General features: G+C 65.7%; 16 protein-coding genes and 2 pseudogenes. 8 read left to right on the forward strand and 10 right to left on the reverse strand.

Features of this window, described 5'->3' with window-relative positions; genetic code table 11:
* Window positions 1-4: 4 nt before the first annotated feature.
* Window positions 5-445 carry a nuclear transport factor 2 family protein gene (locus ACFQX9_RS35685; RefSeq protein ID WP_018453530.1) on the reverse strand — a complete coding sequence of 147 codons (441 nt, stop codon included), beginning with the start codon at window positions 443-445 and terminating at the stop codon, window positions 5-7.
* Between the two features lie 218 nt (window positions 446-663).
* The gene (locus ACFQX9_RS35690) at window positions 664-1116 is read right to left on the reverse strand and encodes a nuclear transport factor 2 family protein (protein ID WP_377791865.1); all 453 of its coding nucleotides are present in this window, start codon (window positions 1114-1116) and stop codon (window positions 664-666) included.
* Between the two features lie 275 nt (window positions 1117-1391).
* Between ACFQX9_RS35690 and ACFQX9_RS35695 the strand changes: the two genes are divergently transcribed.
* Together ACFQX9_RS35695 and ACFQX9_RS35700 are read left to right on the forward strand one after the other, a co-directional pair.
* Window positions 1392-1631: a hypothetical protein gene (locus ACFQX9_RS35695; RefSeq protein ID WP_018453532.1), complete on the forward strand. Its 240-nt coding sequence runs from the start codon at window positions 1392-1394 to the stop codon at window positions 1629-1631.
* A gap of 120 nt (window positions 1632-1751) precedes the next feature.
* Window positions 1752-1955 (forward strand): hypothetical protein, encoded by a 204-nt coding sequence (locus tag ACFQX9_RS35700; protein WP_231190249.1) that lies wholly within the window; start codon window positions 1752-1754, stop codon window positions 1953-1955.
* A gap of 250 nt (window positions 1956-2205) precedes the next feature.
* Here the strand turns inward: ACFQX9_RS35700 and uvrB are convergent, their stop codons facing one another.
* The 4 genes from uvrB to ACFQX9_RS35720 form a co-directional block, all read right to left on the reverse strand.
* Entirely contained in the window at window positions 2206-5181 is a 2976-nt protein-coding gene (gene uvrB / locus ACFQX9_RS35705) for an excinuclease ABC subunit UvrB (protein WP_377791867.1), read from the reverse strand.
* 101 nt (window positions 5182-5282) lie between these two features.
* Window positions 5283-5513, reverse strand: a complete 231-nt coding sequence (locus tag ACFQX9_RS35710) for a hypothetical protein (protein ID WP_018453534.1) — start codon at window positions 5511-5513, stop codon at window positions 5283-5285.
* 58 nt (window positions 5514-5571) lie between these two features.
* Complete coding sequence (locus ACFQX9_RS35715) at window positions 5572-5799, reverse strand: hypothetical protein (protein ID WP_007596778.1); 228 nt, start codon at window positions 5797-5799, stop codon at window positions 5572-5574.
* A 123-nt stretch (window positions 5800-5922) separates the two neighbouring features.
* Complete coding sequence (locus ACFQX9_RS35720; RefSeq protein WP_018453535.1) at window positions 5923-6840, reverse strand: LysR substrate-binding domain-containing protein; 918 nt, start codon at window positions 6838-6840, stop codon at window positions 5923-5925.
* A gap of 122 nt (window positions 6841-6962) precedes the next feature.
* Between ACFQX9_RS35720 and ACFQX9_RS35725 the strand changes: the two are divergent.
* The 3 genes and pseudogenes from ACFQX9_RS35725 (at window position 6963) to ACFQX9_RS35735 (ending at window position 8779) form a co-directional block, all read left to right on the forward strand.
* A pseudogene (locus ACFQX9_RS35725) lies at window positions 6963-7741 on the forward strand (TSUP family transporter).
* Window positions 7738-7968 carry a hypothetical protein gene (locus tag ACFQX9_RS35730; RefSeq protein ID WP_377791868.1) on the forward strand — a complete coding sequence of 77 codons (231 nt, stop codon included), beginning with the start codon at window positions 7738-7740 and terminating at the stop codon, window positions 7966-7968. The pseudogene ACFQX9_RS35725 and the gene ACFQX9_RS35730 overlap by 4 nt, the downstream one beginning before the upstream one ends.
* A 113-nt stretch (window positions 7969-8081) precedes the next feature.
* A pseudogene (locus ACFQX9_RS35735) lies at window positions 8082-8779 on the forward strand (glutathione S-transferase family protein).
* Window positions 8780-8848: 69 nt separating this feature from the next.
* On the opposite strand, the gene ACFQX9_RS35740 reads toward ACFQX9_RS35735, so the two are convergent.
* Entirely contained in the window at window positions 8849-9040 is a 192-nt protein-coding gene (locus ACFQX9_RS35740) for a cysteine-rich CWC family protein (RefSeq protein ID WP_247489261.1), read from the reverse strand.
* 114 nt (window positions 9041-9154) lie between these two features.
* Between ACFQX9_RS35740 and ACFQX9_RS35745 the strand changes: the two genes are divergently transcribed.
* The 3 genes from ACFQX9_RS35745 (at window position 9155) to ACFQX9_RS35755 (ending at window position 12383) form a co-directional block, all read left to right on the forward strand.
* Window positions 9155-10759: a DUF1800 family protein gene (locus tag ACFQX9_RS35745; protein WP_377791870.1), complete on the forward strand. Its 1605-nt coding sequence runs from the start codon at window positions 9155-9157 to the stop codon at window positions 10757-10759.
* Between the two features lie 2 nt (window positions 10760-10761).
* Complete coding sequence (locus tag ACFQX9_RS35750; protein ID WP_377792034.1) at window positions 10762-11979, forward strand: DUF1501 domain-containing protein; 1218 nt, start codon at window positions 10762-10764, stop codon at window positions 11977-11979.
* A gap of 80 nt (window positions 11980-12059) precedes the next feature.
* A complete protein-coding gene (locus tag ACFQX9_RS35755; protein WP_007596764.1) occupies window positions 12060-12383 on the forward strand; it encodes an antibiotic biosynthesis monooxygenase in 324 nt (107 codons plus the stop codon).
* Between the two features lie 18 nt (window positions 12384-12401).
* Here ACFQX9_RS35755 and ACFQX9_RS35760 read toward each other — a convergent pair whose 3' ends face one another.
* The 3 genes from ACFQX9_RS35760 to ACFQX9_RS35770 all read right to left on the reverse strand — a co-directional run bounded on the left by ACFQX9_RS35760 (window position 12402) and on the right by ACFQX9_RS35770 (window position 14952).
* A complete protein-coding gene (locus tag ACFQX9_RS35760) occupies window positions 12402-13343 on the reverse strand; it encodes an aldo/keto reductase (RefSeq protein WP_018453541.1) in 942 nt (313 codons plus the stop codon).
* A gap of 274 nt (window positions 13344-13617) precedes the next feature.
* Complete coding sequence (locus ACFQX9_RS35765; protein ID WP_018453542.1) at window positions 13618-14073, reverse strand: GNAT family N-acetyltransferase; 456 nt, start codon at window positions 14071-14073, stop codon at window positions 13618-13620.
* Window positions 14074-14139: 66 nt separating this feature from the next.
* Window positions 14140-14952, reverse strand: a complete 813-nt coding sequence (locus ACFQX9_RS35770; RefSeq protein WP_085360574.1) for a PAS-domain containing protein — start codon at window positions 14950-14952, stop codon at window positions 14140-14142.
* Window positions 14953-15032: the final 80 nt, after the last annotated feature.

Consider the following 15032-nt stretch of genomic DNA (forward strand, 5'->3'; position numbering starts at 1 on the left):
CCGTTCAGCCGACGCTGGTCATCTTCGGCAGATGAATGGCTCGGCCAAGTGCCTGCTCGACCAGATCAAACGTGTCGATCAGCACGCGCATGCTGGTGAGCTTGCCCGCCCTGAACTGGGCAAACTGCGCCACCCGCAAGCTGATCGGCTTGCTGGAATCCAGTGCGGTCAGCGAATAGCGCAGCATCGAGGCGGCGGAATCGACACCGAGCATGATGCTCTCGCGGTCGAAGCGGCGGACCTGGAAATTGTCGGCGAATTGGCGGATGACGTCGAGCACGGCGTCCTTGCCCTGGCGCGCCCCGAGGAACGGAAACATGTCGATCGGCCCATAGAGCGCCCACTCGACGTCCTCGTCGATCAGGGCCTCGATGTCCTCGAAATGCCGGTCGTTGATCGCGCGGTGCAACGCACGCGAGAAACGCCAGAGGCTGTGCTCTGTCATCTTGGGCAGTCCTGAAGCTGGCTTGCGAAAAAGCGAAAAACAACCCCAAGCGCACAGGAAAGGTGCCGCGGGGTCGCTCAACTCATTTGTATGCGAACAAAATACGTCAATTCGGCCAAAACGCAATTCACGTTTTCGCAATGCACAATTGATCCCGGCGTGTGAGATTTACAATAAAACCCCGCATTTTTCCCGGTCCGGGCCGGTTTGGGAGAGAGCTAACGCCCGTCCACCCGCTCGCCCACGATCAGGGGGCCGATCTCACGTTCCAGCACCTGCTGCACCAGATCGTAGGAATCGATGATCTCCCGGATCTGCGCCACCTGGCCGTGGCGAAAAGTGTAGAACACGGCCATGTCGACCTGAATGATGCGGTCGTTGCTGCGGTTCCTGAAGAACACGCGCAGATAGGCCGCGACCGTGTCCCCCTCGGCGACGATCTGCGGCACCTCGTAGCGGATCTCGGCGTATCGCTCCTGCACGGTGCGCCAGAATTCGCCGAGCTCCTGCTTGCCGTGGCACGGGCCCATGTGCGGCAGCACGTCGATCGGCGCGTGGGTGAGGAAGTCGACGTCCTCGGTGCAGCACGACAGCGCGGCCGCGAGATCGCTGCGCGAGATGGCGTCGAGCAGATGCAGCACGCGCTGGCGATTGAGCTTCTCGACCGTCATTCCGCCCGCCCTCATTGGCCGTGTGGAGTTCGCGCAAGGCTAACGCGCTGCCTCGGACACCGGCAATCCGCAAACTACAGGGAATATTGCTGACGTATGACACGCCAGCGCAATGCCAGGTTCATGGCTACAATTTATGATTGAGCGAGCGCGAGCCTTCACGAATTCGTGCAGGCGTTCGGCTGCATGGTCTAGCGAAGCATCGCGTGCGCGCGGGAACCGGGACGGGCCCGTGCCTGTTGAGAGTGCGACACCGCATCCGGAGACATCGATCCATGAAATCCCTCGCCGCCATCGCCGTACTTCTCATCTGTGGCGCGACGTCCGCCGCCAACGCCAAGGGCTGCATCAAGGGCGCCGTCGTCGGCGGCGTCGCCGGCCACTATGCCGGCCATCACGGCGTCCTCGGCGCCGCCGCCGGCTGCCTCTACGGCCGCCACCATGCCAAGGAACAGCAAGAGCAGGAGAGACAGCGGCAACAGCAGAGCCAGGTGAACGGGCAGGGCAAGCTGTAACCCCTGGTCATTCGGGGCGCGCGCGCCTTGTTCCCGCAGAGGAAATGGGCGTGACGCATCTCACATCAGGTCCCCCTGATGACGGCTAGATTCATCTGCATGTCCTCAGGGAGACGTGCCATGGCCGCCGTCGCCAGAGTCAGAAAGTCCAGCATGCACAACGCGCTCGAAGGCCTCGCACTGACCGCGACGCTGCAGAGCTTCCCGACCTTCGCCGCCGCCGCCTTCCTGCTCAAGCTGGTCGGCATCACGACCTGGTCGGCGATCCCGGCGTCGCCATCTTCGTCGTCATCGTCTCGCTCGCCCATGCGCTGCTTGCAGTGAGCTTCGGGCCGAGCTTCCCGCATTTGTTCAAGACCGTCTACGAACCGAAGTCTTCGAGGCCCATCTGTCGCTCGCCGACAAGATCACGGCATGGCGCACCCAGCCGGTCGCCTCGCTGCAACTGATGACAACCGTGCTGCTGCTGTCGGTGATGGCGGTGGTGACGGCGAGCCTGGGGTGAGTTCGCGTTCTCATGATTCTCCGACGCCGCCATGAACAACCATGGGCGGCGCCGGCGCTCCGCGCCCCCTTACCTCTTCTTCCACCCACCCCTATGCCCCGGCGCCCCACCGCTCGACCTCGGCGATGGCCCGAACTCCGGCCCTGACTGCCTTGAATCCGTCGGCTGGATGATGCGGCTCTCGCCACCGAACGGCTTCGACGGCAGCGCGCGGTCGCCCCGATATGGCAACGATTCCGGGCCGTGCATCTCGTCGAGATGCGGCTTGTGGATTCGCGAGCCCTTGCTGCCGCTGGCCTTGAGCGCTGTGGCTGCGCTCTTGTTCTTCAGCGCGCTGACCGGCAAATTGGCGGCGTCGCCGTATTTCTTCGCGCCCGCATAGGCTCCGGCCTTGCCCTGCACCGTGCGCTGCTTGACGGTGGGATCGTCGACCACCGCGAGCTCGGTGGCGCGCAGGCGCTTGACCTCGTCGCGCAGGCGCGCGGCTTCCTCGAAGTTCAGATCGGCGGCGGCCTCGCGCATCCTCGTCTCGAGATCGCCGAGCACGGCTTCAAAATTGTGGCCGATCGAGATGACGTCGTCGGTCATGTCGTGGCCGCCGATCTCGACCAGCACGTGATCGCGCTCGTAGACGCTGTTCATGATGTCGCCGATCGACTTCTTGATGCTCTCCGGCGTGATGCCATGCGCCGTGTTGTACTCGACCTGCTTCTCGCGGCGGCGGTCGGTTTCGGCGATGGCGCGCTCCATCGATCCCGTCATCTGGTCGGCATAGAGGATCACCTTGCCGTCGACGTTGCGCGCGGCGCGGCCGATGGTCTGGATCAGCGAGGTTTCGCTGCGCAGGAAGCCTTCCTTGTCGGCGTCGAGGATCGCGACCAGCGCGCATTCGGGAATGTCGAGGCCTTCGCGCAGCAAATTGATGCCGACCAGCGCGTCGAACGCGCCGAGCCGCAGATCGCGAATGATCTCGATGCGTTCGATGGTGTCGATATCGCTGTGCATGTAGCGAACGCGAATGCCCTGCTCATGCAGATATTCGGTGAGATCCTCCGCCATGCGCTTTGTCAGCACCGTAATCAGCGAGCGATAGCCGGCCTGCGCCGTGGCCCGGACCTCGCCGACGAGATCGTCGACTTGGGTGCGGGCCGGGCGGATGTGGACCGGCGGATCAATCAGACCGGTCGGGCGAATCACCTGCTCGACGAACACGCCACCGCTCTCGTTGATCTCCCAGGCGCTGGGCGTCGCGGAGACCGCGATGGTCTGCGGCCGCATCATGTCCCATTCCTCGAAGCGCAGCGGGCGGTTGTCCATGCAAGAGGGCAGCCGGAAGCCATATTCGGCGAGCGTCGCCTTGCGGCGGAAGTCGCCGCGGAACATGCCGCCGATCTGGGGAACGGTGACGTGGCTCTCGTCGGCGAACACCAGCGCGTTGTCGGGCACATATTCGAACAGCGTCGGCGGCGGCTCGCCGGGCAGGCGCCCGGTGAGATAGCGCGAATAGTTCTCGATACCGGCGCAGCTTCCGGTCGCCTCCATCATCTCGAGGTCGAAGGTGGTGCGCTGCTCCAGCCGCTGGGCTTCGAGCAGGCGGCCCTGATCGTGGAGCTGGTCGAGCCGCATCTTCAATTCGGCTTTGATCGACTTGATTGCCTGCACCAGCGTCGGGCGCGGCGTCACATAGTGCGAGTTGGCGTAGATCTTGATGAATTCGAGCTCGTCCTGCTTGTGGCCGGTGAGCGGGTCGAACTCCTCGATGGTCTCGACGGTGTCGCCGAACAGGTTCACGCGCCAGGCACGGTCTTCATAGTGCGCCGGGAAGATGTCGATGACATCGCCGCGCACGCGAAATGTGCCGCGGGTAAAATCGGCCTGGGTGCGCTTGTACTGCAGCGCGACGAGGTCGGCGATCAGCTGGCGCTGGTCGATGCGCTCGCCCTTCTTCAGGGCAAAGGTCATCGCGGTGTAGGTTTCGACCGAGCCGATACCGTAGATGCAGGACACCGAGGCAACGATGATGACGTCGTCGCGTTCGAGCAGCGCGCGCGTCGCCGAGTGGCGCATGCGGTCGATCTGCTCGTTGATCGAGGAGTCCTTTTCTATGTAGGTGTCGGTGCGAGGGACATACGCTTCCGGCTGGTAATAGTCGTAATAGCTGACGAAATACTCGACCGCGTTGTCGGGGAAGAAGCTCTTGAACTCGCCATAGAGCTGGGCGGCGAGCGTCTTGTTCGGTGCCAGGATGATGGCGGGCCGCTGCGTCGCCTCGATCACCTTGGCCATGGTGTAGGTCTTGCCGGAGCCGGTCACGCCGAGCAGCACCTGCGAGCGGTCGTTGCGGTTGATGCCCTCGACCAGCTCGGCGATCGCGGTTGGCTGGTCGCCGCGCGGCTCATAATGCGACTTGATCTCGAAGCGCACGCCGCCTTCGGACTTTTCCGGGCGCGGCGGCCGATGCGGGGTCCACACCCTGGTGGAGCCGTCGTCCTTGCGGAACTCCGGCCGGCCCTCGCGGATCAGCGATTCCAGCGCGTCGGCGGTGGCCTTGACGCCGAGCGCCTCCATCTTGCTGCGCGGCGGACGAGCCAGGGCTTCGGCATCGTCCTCTTCCGTCGGGAGGCCGAGCTGACGCGCCAGTTCCGGATCGAGCGTCGGTATCGTGGCCGCGGTTCCGTAATTGGCCTGCGGCGCCTCGTCGAAGCCCGCGTCGCGGGCGCCGGGCGGCTGCGGATTGGGCCGCAGCGGCATTGGCCTCGTATTGTCCTGCGGAAACTCTTTCGGCGTCGAGGCCCGCGCGCGATGCGCGGCGGCCTCGCCTCCGGAGCGGCGGTCGCGCGAATTGTCCGGCGGCGGCTGCAGTCCGGTGCCCGATCCGAGCCCGGCATCGCCGCGATTGATCGCGGGATTGAGCAACTCGGCCAACGCCGGCCCGATCGGCTGCACGTCGGGGCGAGACGCCTTGGAATTCGGCGCCTTCGCGTTCGGAGCCTTGGCCTTGGGGGATTTGCCGGATTTTTCGGAGGATGCAGGTTTCTTCGCCATGCTCCGAATATGGGGCGAGTCCGCCTCGCAATAAAGAGCGAATGCCCGGCAATGCTCAGACTGCTGACAGCAGGTTGGCAGCAGGCCTTGGGATCTTGCGATCAGGCCGCCGGCAGCGGTCCCTCATCGTCCCCGGCTGCCTGACGCGGCTCGAGGATGTCGAGATGGATGCCGCCGCAATCGGTGCAGCGCATGGTCCAATACTCGCATCCGGCACGGCCGCCGATCACGCGGAGCACCGTGAGATCGCCCTCGCATTCCGGGCAGCTGGACAACACATTGCGGGTGTAAATCCTCGGCCGCGGCGTGTCTTCGAATTCGATGACTGACATGACCGATTTCCCCCTTTGACCCTGCGCCGTTCCTTGGTTCGCCTGCAGTCCCGCTCGCTTATTCGTCGTCGCTGTCGTCGGCCCGCCGGCGGAAGCGATCGATGTGGTGCTTGGCATGGGCAATCGCGGCATCGGGATCAGGCCAGGCGAAGCCGACTTCCATGGCCGGAAACAGCACGCCGTCGATGGCAACCGGGCTGAAATCGGCACGCCGGATCCGGGCGTGCCACAGCCCCTGGCCAGCTTCGAAGGATTCGATGTCAAAGCCGTCGTAAAGGGTCGTCATTGCAGTCCCCAAAATGTTTTATTCGAGCGCCTTGTTGGAGGGTCAGGGGACCACGTTTGCGGATTTCAGGATGTGAAGCCGTTCACAAGCGGCGGGCTTTTTTGCCAAAGTCCGATAGCAGCGTCAGTTCCGCGCGCTGGTGCGGCCGGGCCGCCGGACGGGACGGGCGGCGGGTTCCGACGCCGCGCGCATGATCCACCGGCGGAACGCGGCAAAGTCGCGCTGCTCGGTCTGGAAGCTGCGATAGAGCAGGTACCAGCGCATGCCCTTGGGCACCGAGAGCTCGAATGGCGCCACCAGCCGGCCGGCGGCGAGGTCGTCGTCGATATAGGGTCGGATGCCCATGGCGATTCCGAGCCCGTCGGCGGCAGCCTGAAGCGCCTGGCCGTAGAACTGGAACTCCGGTCCCCGCGCGTTGACGCGCGCGAGGTTTGCGGCCTTGAGCCAGATCGGCCAGTCCTCGGGCGAATGCGCGACGCGGATCAGGCTCGGTGCCTTGAGATCGGCCGGGCGCTTCAGCGAGGAGGCGAGGCGGGGCACGCAGACCGGCGTGAGGTCGCCGGCGAACAGCGGTTCGGCCACCAGCCCCGGCCAGTCGCCGGTGCCGAGCTGGATGCCGCAGCTCCAGTCCTCGCCGAACGGCACCGACGCGCCGCCGGTGGTGAAGCGCACCTCGATGTCGGGCTCTTCGCTGCGAAACTCCGACAGGCGCGGGATCAGCCAGCGCATCGCAAAGGTGTGGCCGATGCCGATGGTGAGCACGCGGACGCTCGAGGGCGCCGTCACCTGCGCGGTGAGGCTTGCGAGCGCATCGAAGATCGGCGTCAGCCCGCTCTGATAGGCGCGGCCCGCCTGCGTCAGCAGCAGCTTGTTGGCCTTGCGCTCGAACAGCGCGACGCCGAGCCGTTCTTCCAGGATGTGCACCATGCGGCTCACGGCGGCTGCCGATACGCTCAGCTCGAGGCCGGCCGCGGCAAAGCTGCCGGCCCGCGCCGCGGCCTCGAATGCCTTGATGCCGTTGAGAAACAGCAAGCGCCGCAAATGACCGACCCTCAGGAAAGCTGATGCCAGGCCAAGATAACTCAGTTTGCGTAGACGGGGCAAGCGGGGCACGTTTCCTTCGCTTCGCGCCGCGAGCGGGGAGAAGGTCGGGAGATTTTTACGTGACGCCCATCATGATCGCTGCCCTTGGATTGCTGATGGTCGGCACCGCGTTCCTGTCGGGGCTGTTCGGCATGGCGGGCGGGCTGATCCTGATCGGCGTGCTGCTGGCGTTGATGCCGCTGCCGACCGCGATGGTGCTGCATGCGATCACGCAGATGGCCTCCAACGGCTGGCGCGCCTTTCTCTGGCGGACGCATATCCGCTGGCGCCCGGTCGCGAACTATATGGTCGGCGCGGCCTCGCGCTCGCGGCGTGGTCGCTCACGCGCTACGTACCGGACAAGCCGGTCGCGCTGCTGCTGCTCGGGATCACGCCGTTCATGGCGCGGCTGCTGCCCGCCAACATCAAGCCGGATCCCGACCGTCTCTGGCAGGGCACCGTCTACGGCACGATCTGCATGGGCCTCATGCTGATGACCGGCGTGTCGGGGCCGCTGCTCGACACCTTCTTCCTCGGCGGCGATTTCGGCCGGCGCGAGAAGGTGGCGACCAAGGCGATGTGCCAGCTCGTCAGCCATTTCAGCAAGCTGATCTATTTCGGCGGCGTGATCGACCAGGCGGCGACGCTCGATCCCGTGCTCGCGGCCGTCGCGATCGCAGCATCCATGCTCGGCACCACGCTGGCGCGGCGCATCCTCGAAGCCATGACCGACCAGCAATTCGTGGCCTGGTCGATGAAGCTGATCACCACCATCGCCTGCTACTATATCGCCTATGGCAGCTGGCTGCTGGTCCGCACGCCGGTGCTGGCAGCCTTCGACAAGGGAGGTCTGCAATGAGCGAGACTGCCGACCCGCTGGTGCTGGACTTCGTCGAGTGGGTTGCGCGCGAGCCCCGCGCCTATGCCGAGGTGATCGCGACCTGGAAGACGTCGTGCCCGCGCCTCACCATCTGGGAAGACGCCGCCGACCGCGGCTATATCGCGCGCGAGACGCTGCCCGGAATGGGGCTGGTGATCGCGGTGACGGAGGACGGCGAGAGGCTGCTGCGCACGAACGGGCGCTAGCTCTCCACATCCGTCGTTGCGAGCGCAAGCGAAGCAATCCAGAATGCTTCCGCGGCGGCAGTCCTGGATTGCTTCGCTTCGCGTGCAATGACGGAATACCGGGAGACCCTTTCATGTCGCTCAAACTCTTCGAACTCGTCGGCACAGACGCCTCGCGACCGTTCAGCCCGTTCTGCTGGCGCACGCGAATGGCGCTGGCGCACAAGGGCCTTTCGGCGGAAACGTTGCCCTGGCGCTTCACCGAGAAGAGCGCGATCGCGCCACATGGCTCGGAGAAGGTTCCGGTGCTGCTGCATCACGACCAGCCGGTGGTCGATTCCTGGACGATCGCGATCTATCTCGAAGACAAGTTTCCGGATCGTCCGTCGCTGTTTGGCGGCGAGGGCGGGCGCGCCATGGCACGCATGCTCAATGTCTGGGGCGACATCGCCATCGTCGGCGGCATCTTTCCATTGATCATCGCCGACATTCCCAACAATCTGGATGAGGTCGACGCCGCCTATTTCCGCCAGTCGCGCGAGGCCCGTTTCGGCGGCAAAGGCTGGAAGAGATCATGGCCAGCCGCGATGCCGGCGTGGTCGCCTTCCGCAAATCGCTCGAGGTGATGGGGCAGACCCTCAAGAAGCAGCCCTTCATCGGCGGCGCCGCACCGAACTATGCCGACTACATCGTGTTCGGCGGTTTTCAGTGGGCGCGCGCGACGAGCCCGTTCAAGCTGCTGGAAGCGGACGACCCGGTTTACGCCTGGCGCGAAAAGCTGCTGGATGCGTTCGACGGCATGGCACGGAAGTCCCCGGGGCATCCAGTGTAGTTGTCGCGAGCCGTCTCTCCTCAACGTCGTCCTGGCGAAAGCTAGGACCCATACCGCGGACGCGGAGGGTTATGTTGCCTCCGCCGCCGCACGCAAGCACTCCCGGCACAAGCAATCCTCGCCCTTGACCGGCATCGGCAGCCGCGCCGTTTCTTCCGCGCACCAGCAGGTGCCGGAGAGGTCGCAGCCGAACTCGGCGCCGCAACGAGAGCAGGCGAGGCGGCGGGGTTGCTGCGCCGGAATGTCTTGCCGATTTGTCATGATTTGCGCAAAAGCCGCGCTGTCGTTTTCATGCCGGGTTCATCTCCCGCTGCGGTATATTAGGCCTCGCGCACGTATCGGGAAAGCGGTTGGCAGCGCGCGAAGGACATATCGATGGCCCGCGATTCGCAAGCCGCGCTCGTCGCGCTCAACCGTTTCGGCTTCGGCGCCCGCGGCGGCGCATCCGGCGATCTCATCAACGCGGCCTCCGATCCTCGCGGCTTTGTGAAGGCGGAACTCACTCGTCCCAACGGTGTGCTGCTGGAGGCGCCGGGCCTGCAATCCGCGCAGCAGCTCGGGCAGGCCGTGTTCGCCTATCAGGATCAGGTCAAGCAGGCGCGCGAGGCCGCCGCGAAGGCCGGCGCGCCGACTGAAGCGCCGTTGCAAGCGCCGGCCGATCAGAGGCCCGGACCGCGCCGCAATCTCTCGCTGAACGCCGTGGCAACCGAGATCGCCGGCCAGATGGCCGAGGCCAAGCCCGGTAACAATAAGCCGGCTGACAACAAGCCGGCTGACAACAAGCCGGCGGACAATATGGCCAAGCCGGACACTATGCAGCCCAACGCGGCCGCGCCGCCTGCCGCAAAACCCGCCCCGCAGCCGCTCAACGTCATCCAAAAAACCTTTCGCGCCGAGGCACTGGCGCGGTTGCAGCGCGCGACGCTGGTCGAGTGCGGCTTCACCGAACGGCTGGTCGTGTTCTGGTCCAACCATTTCTGCATCTCCGCCAGCAAGGGCGAGCTGGCGCGGATCTGGGCCGGTGCGTTCGAGCGCGAGGCGATCAGGCCGCATGTGCTCGGACGTTTCGCCGACATGCTGAAAGCGGTGGAGCAGCATCCGGCGATGCTGTTCTTCCTCGACAACCAGCAATCGCTCGGACCGGACTCGCGCGCGGGCCAGAACCGCAAGCGCGGGCTGAACGAAAATCTCGCGCGCGAGATCATGGAGCTGCATACGCTCGGCGTCGGCGGCGGCTATACGCAGGACGACGTCACCTCGCTCGCGCGCATCATCACCGGCTGGACCTTTGCTGGCCGGCAGGGACAGCTGGGAGCGCCCGGTTCGTTCGTGTTCAACGTCAATGCGCACCAGCCCGGGCCGCAAATGCTGCTCGGCAAGACCTACGAGCCGACCGGCCTTGCGCAAGGCGAAGCCGCCCTCGCGGACATCGCACGCCATCCCTCGACCGCGAGCTTCATCGCCACCAAATTCGTCCGCCACTTCGTCGCCGACGATCCGCCGCCGGCGCTGGTGGCGCGACTGCGCGATGTCTTCATCAAGACCGACGGGGATCTCAAAGCGCTGGCAACCGCACTGGTCGATTCCGACGAGGCGTGGAAGGCGCCACTGACGAAGATGCGCAGCCCTTATGATTTCCTGGTCGCGAGCGGCCGGCTGCTCGCGCGCGTGCCGGAGGATCCCGGCGCCTATCTCAACAACCTCAATCTGCTGGGCCAGCCGCTGTGGTCGCCGGCCGGCCCGAATGGTTTCGCCGACACCAATGCCGCCTGGGCTGCGCCGGAAGGCATCAAGCTCCGGCTCGACATTGCCGCGCAAATGGGCGCGCGGCTTGGGCCCAACATCGACCCGCTCGATTTGTTGGAATTTGCCGCCGCGGATGCGGCCTCGATCGAAACGCGGCGGACCATCGAGCGCGCGGAGTCGCGGCAGCAGGCGCTGGCGCTGCTGTTGATGTCGCCCGAAATGCAGAGGAGATGATGATGATCGACTGCGTCGAGAACCGGCTCCTCACCTCGCGGCGCGGCCTCCTGCTTGGCGGCGCCTCGTTCGCGGCCTGGGCTTACTTGCCGAAATTCGCGCGCGCCGCGGATGGCCGCGATCCTCGCCTGATCGTGGTGATCCTGCGCGGCGCGCTTGATGGGCTTTCGACCGTCGCGCCCGTCGGCGATCCCGATTATGCCGGCCTGCACGGGGCGATCGCGCTCACGGCGGACGGTGCGCATCCCGCGATCATGCTCGATACTTTCTTTGCGCTGCATCCGGCGATGCCTGAGTTCGCACGCATGTATCGCGACAGGCACGCCGCGGTGATCCATGCGGTCGCGACGCCCTATCGCGACCGCTCGCATTTCGACGGCCAGGACGTGCTCGAAAGCGGCTATGCCGGCCCGGGGCGCGTGCAATCCGGTTGGCTCAACCGCGCGCTGGAAGCGCTGCCGCGCGGCGAGCGGGTGTCGAGTGCTCTTGCCGTCGGCCCGACCATGCCGCTGGTGCTGCGCGGCAATGCGCCGACCGTCGGCTGGGCGCCGGTGGCGCTGCCGCAAGCCGATGACGACACCGCAATGCGTCTGGTCGAGCTCTATCGTCACCGCGATCCCGCGCTGGCGGCTGTGCTGTCGCAGGGCCTTGCGCTGGAAAAGGCCGCGAGCGGCGACGACATGAAGCCGAAGCCGGGCAACGCGGTCGCGCAGATGCGGCAGGTCGCGCGCGGCGCCGCAAAACTGATGGCGTCCGACGACGGCCCGCGCATCGCGGCGCTCGCGTTCGATGGCTGGGACACGCACGCCAATGAAGGCGGCCCTGTCGGTCGCCTCGCATTCCTGCTCGGCGGGCTCGACGGTGCGCTCGCCGAGTTCGAAAGCGGCTTAGGGGAACGCTGGCGCGACACCGTCGTCGTGGTCGCCACCGAATTCGGCCGCACCGCGCGCATCAACGGCACAGACGGCACCGATCACGGCACGGGAACGATCGCGCTGCTCGCCGGCGGCGCGGTGAAGGGCGGCCGCGTCATCGCCGACTGGCCCGGCCTCAAGCCCGCCAACCTTTTCGAGGCCCGCGACCTCAAGCCCACCACCGATCTGCGCTCCGTGATCAAGGGCGTGCTGCAGGGCCAGTTCGGCCTGTCGGATCGCGTGCTGGCCGAGACGGTGTTTCCAGATAGCGCAAGCGCACGTCCGATGAAGGGGTTGGTTGCTTAACCTACGATTCCGGGGCCCGCACCTTGCGGCGCGTCCCGGAATGACGACATGATCGGCCGAACGTCAGGAGACCATCACCCATGTACATCGCCATGAACCGCTTCCGCGTCGCCAAGGGCTCCGAGGCTGCTTTCGAACAGGTCTGGCTTTCGCGCGATACTCATTTGGACAAGGTGCCGGGCTTCGTCGAGTTTCATCTGCTGCGTGGCCCCGAGCTCGAGGATCACACGCTGTACGCCTCGCACACGGTGTGGGCGAACCATGCGGCGTTCGAGGCCTGGACCAAATCGGATGCCTTTCGTGCCGCGCACGCGCGGGCCGGCGACACCAAGCCGACCTATCTCGGCCATCCCCAGTTCGAGGGCTTCGAGGTGATGCAGACGGTGGGGCGCGGCGCCAAGTAGCGCGCGCCGCCGCAAAGATCAGCCCAGCGTGATCTTGTCGATCTCCGCCATCTCCTCCGCACCGAGTTTCCACGCAATCGCCTTCACGTTCTCCTCGACCTGCGCGACGCGGGTGGCGCCGGCAATCACGCTCGACACTTGCGGGCGCGCGGCGAGCCAGGAGAAGGCGAGCTCGAGCATGCTGTGCCCGCGCGCTTTCGCAAATGCCGTGAGCTTCTCGACGATGTCCTCGTTGCGCGGCGTGACATAGCGGTCGCGTAATGCCGGTACCTTGCCGAAGCGCGTATCGGTCGGGGCGGCCGCGCCGCGCTGGTACTTGCCGGTGAGCAGCCCGCTTGCGAGCGGGAAGAACGGCAGCAGGCCGAGCTTGTACTCTTGTGCCGCCGGCAGCAGATCCTTTTCGATGTCGCGCACCAGCAGGCTGTATTCGTCCTGGCAAGAGACGAAGCGGCTGACATTCATCGCGCGCGCGGTGAACTCGGCCTCCGCTAGGCGCCAGGCCGGAAAATTGGAATTGCCGATGTAGCGCACCTTGCCTTGACGGACGAGATCGTCGAGCGCGCGCAGCGTCTCCTCCATCGGAGTCAGCGGGTCGTAATCGTGCTGCTGATAGAGATCGATGTAGTCGGTCTTGAGCCGCGTCAGGCTCGCCTCGACTGCGTTCATGATGTAGCGGCGCGAAGCGCCCTGCTTGGTTCCGTCGGCCGCCATCGGCTTGGAGAATTTGGTGGCGAGCACGATCTCCTTGCGGCGGTCGCCGAGCACGGTGCCGAGCACCGTTTCCGAACCGCCCATGCCGGCATAGATGTCGGCGGTGTCGAACAGCGTGATGCCGAGATCGAGCGCGCCGTGGATCACCTTGCGCGAGGTCTCCAGGTCCGTGCGCTGGCCGAAATTGTTGCAGCCAAGCCCGACCGCAGACACGCGCAGGCCGGAGGCGCCGAGATTGCGAATTTCCATGGGAGATCCCCGTCGGAGATGGGCAGGGGCGCATTGTGACCGCGGTGCCCCGCCGCAGCAAGCCGTGCGCCGCGTTGCTGCCATGCTGACAAGGCTGCCGACAAGGACTGCCGACAAAAAAATGCGGCCCCTGTCAGACGCGGCGACTGACGGGGACCGCTTTGGGGCGCTTGATCGGTGACGGGGGGCTGACCAGACGCAGCTGCAGCCTAGTCCCGCTATGTTACGCGCAGGTGACAGACAGAGTTATCCACAGGCGGCGCGATCGCGAGGATCAGAAGATCTTGCGATAGACGATGAACCCGGAACGCTCGGCGACCTTGTCGTACAGGCGCTGCGCCGTCACGTTGGTCTCGTGCGTCTGCCAGTACACGCGCGGCGATCCCATGAGCTTTGCGCGCTCGTAGACGCCGTGGATCAGCGCCGAGCCGACGCCCTTGCCGCGCGCGGCCTCGGTCGTGAACAGGTCCTGCAGATAGCAGGACGGCTCGATCGCGGTGGTGCTGCGGTGAAACAGGTAATTCGTCATCCCGAGCAGGCGGCCGTCACTCTCGGCGACCAATCCGTGCACCGGCTCATAGGCATCGAAAAAGCGCTGCCATGTCACGCGCGTGATTTCGGGCGAGAGCGCGGTCGGACCGGAGCGGCCGTAGAAGGCGTTGTAGCCGTCCCACAGCGGCAGCCATTGATCGTAGTCCTGCCTGGTGACGGGGCGAATGGTGAGCGACATATGAAATTCCCGCGATCGATGAGGCGTCCTTCATACGTGATGATGGACGTGCTGATCAATCGCGCATCACTCCGCGACGCGCAGATACCGGATCAGCTTGCGGCCCGCGGGATCGCGCAGCGAGCGGTAGTAGTCGGCGCGGGACGGCGCATCGGTGTGGCGCACGAGGTCGGTCACCGGCGTGTAGCTCAGCATGCGGCCGCCGTCGGGCAGCGCGGCACAGACGAAGCGCAACACCTCGCCATTGCGCAAGGCGATGTTGATCGGCGTGGCATCGCCGATCCGGACCATCTCCATGCGCTGAGCGATGAAGGTGCCGAGTTCGTCCTCGGGCAATTCGAACGCGCCGGTGTCGCGGCCGTGATACATCAGCGCGACGAACGGCGGCTTGCCGTCGGCGATGTCGTCCGGCACCGCAAAATAATCGCGGAACGCGCGGTTGATGAATTCGGCGCGCGTCTCGGCATCGAGCAGCACGATGCCGATATCGACCTGGTCGAGCGCGGCCGACAGCCGCGCGGCGATGGCGTGACTCCGACGCTCGGCGGCAAACGTGCCGAGCAGCCGCTGGCGCATCAGGCCGGTGATGCCTGCGGTGCCCGCGGCCGTCGCGGCCAGGAGGCCGAGCTGGATCATATCCGCCGTGGTAAGGCCTGCAACGCCGTGCCGGCTGAGGAGCAGCAGTGCCGCGCCGATGACGGCGATGGCTGCGCTGGCGACGGCGGAAGCGGGACCCGAGAGCGCGCCGGCGAGCGCCACGATGCAGACGAGCAGCGGCGCGGGGGAGGAAGCGGGGACGAAGCGATCGAAAAACATCGTCAGCAGCAAAGTCGCTGCCGTCAGCGCCGGACCGGAGATCGCACGCCATCCCAACCGCATGGGCCTGTCTCGCTCCTTCGTGAACGAGGTAAGGCGGCAACACTGACCGAAGATTGCGCCATTGCGATGCGGTTTCGCGC

The organism is Bradyrhizobium sp. GCM10028915 (genome assembly GCF_042666195.1).
GTDB lineage: Bacteria > Pseudomonadota > Alphaproteobacteria > Rhizobiales > Xanthobacteraceae > Bradyrhizobium > Bradyrhizobium canariense_D.

Coding starts and splice junctions, on each gene's coding strand:
- ACFQX9_RS35755 (WP_007596764.1), top strand. CDS start 12,060: ATGTACATCGCCATGAACCGCTTCCGCGTCGCCAAGGGCTCCGAGGCT.
- ACFQX9_RS35685 (WP_018453530.1), bottom strand. CDS start 445: ATGACAGAGCACAGCCTCTGGCGTTTCTCGCGTGCGTTGCACCGCGCG.
- ACFQX9_RS35740 (WP_247489261.1), bottom strand. CDS start 9,040: ATGACAAATCGGCAAGACATTCCGGCGCAGCAACCCCGCCGCCTCGCC.
- ACFQX9_RS35695 (WP_018453532.1), top strand. CDS start 1,392: ATGAAATCCCTCGCCGCCATCGCCGTACTTCTCATCTGTGGCGCGACG.
- ACFQX9_RS35765 (WP_018453542.1), bottom strand. CDS start 14,073: ATGTCGCTCACCATTCGCCCCGTCACCAGGCAGGACTACGATCAATGG.
- ACFQX9_RS35745 (WP_377791870.1), top strand. CDS start 9,155: ATGGCCCGCGATTCGCAAGCCGCGCTCGTCGCGCTCAACCGTTTCGGC.
- ACFQX9_RS35760 (WP_018453541.1), bottom strand. CDS start 13,343: ATGGAAATTCGCAATCTCGGCGCCTCCGGCCTGCGCGTGTCTGCGGTC.
- ACFQX9_RS35770 (WP_085360574.1), bottom strand. CDS start 14,952: ATGCGGTTGGGATGGCGTGCGATCTCCGGTCCGGCGCTGACGGCAGCG.
- ACFQX9_RS35710 (WP_018453534.1), bottom strand. CDS start 5,513: ATGTCAGTCATCGAATTCGAAGACACGCCGCGGCCGAGGATTTACACC.
- uvrB (WP_377791867.1), bottom strand. CDS start 5,181: ATGGCGAAGAAACCTGCATCCTCCGAAAAATCCGGCAAATCCCCCAAG.
- ACFQX9_RS35730 (WP_377791868.1), top strand. CDS start 7,738: ATGAGCGAGACTGCCGACCCGCTGGTGCTGGACTTCGTCGAGTGGGTT.
- ACFQX9_RS35750 (WP_377792034.1), top strand. CDS start 10,762: ATGATCGACTGCGTCGAGAACCGGCTCCTCACCTCGCGGCGCGGCCTC.
- ACFQX9_RS35700 (WP_231190249.1), top strand. CDS start 1,752: ATGGCCGCCGTCGCCAGAGTCAGAAAGTCCAGCATGCACAACGCGCTC.
- ACFQX9_RS35690 (WP_377791865.1), bottom strand. CDS start 1,116: ATGACGGTCGAGAAGCTCAATCGCCAGCGCGTGCTGCATCTGCTCGAC.
- ACFQX9_RS35715 (WP_007596778.1), bottom strand. CDS start 5,799: ATGACGACCCTTTACGACGGCTTTGACATCGAATCCTTCGAAGCTGGC.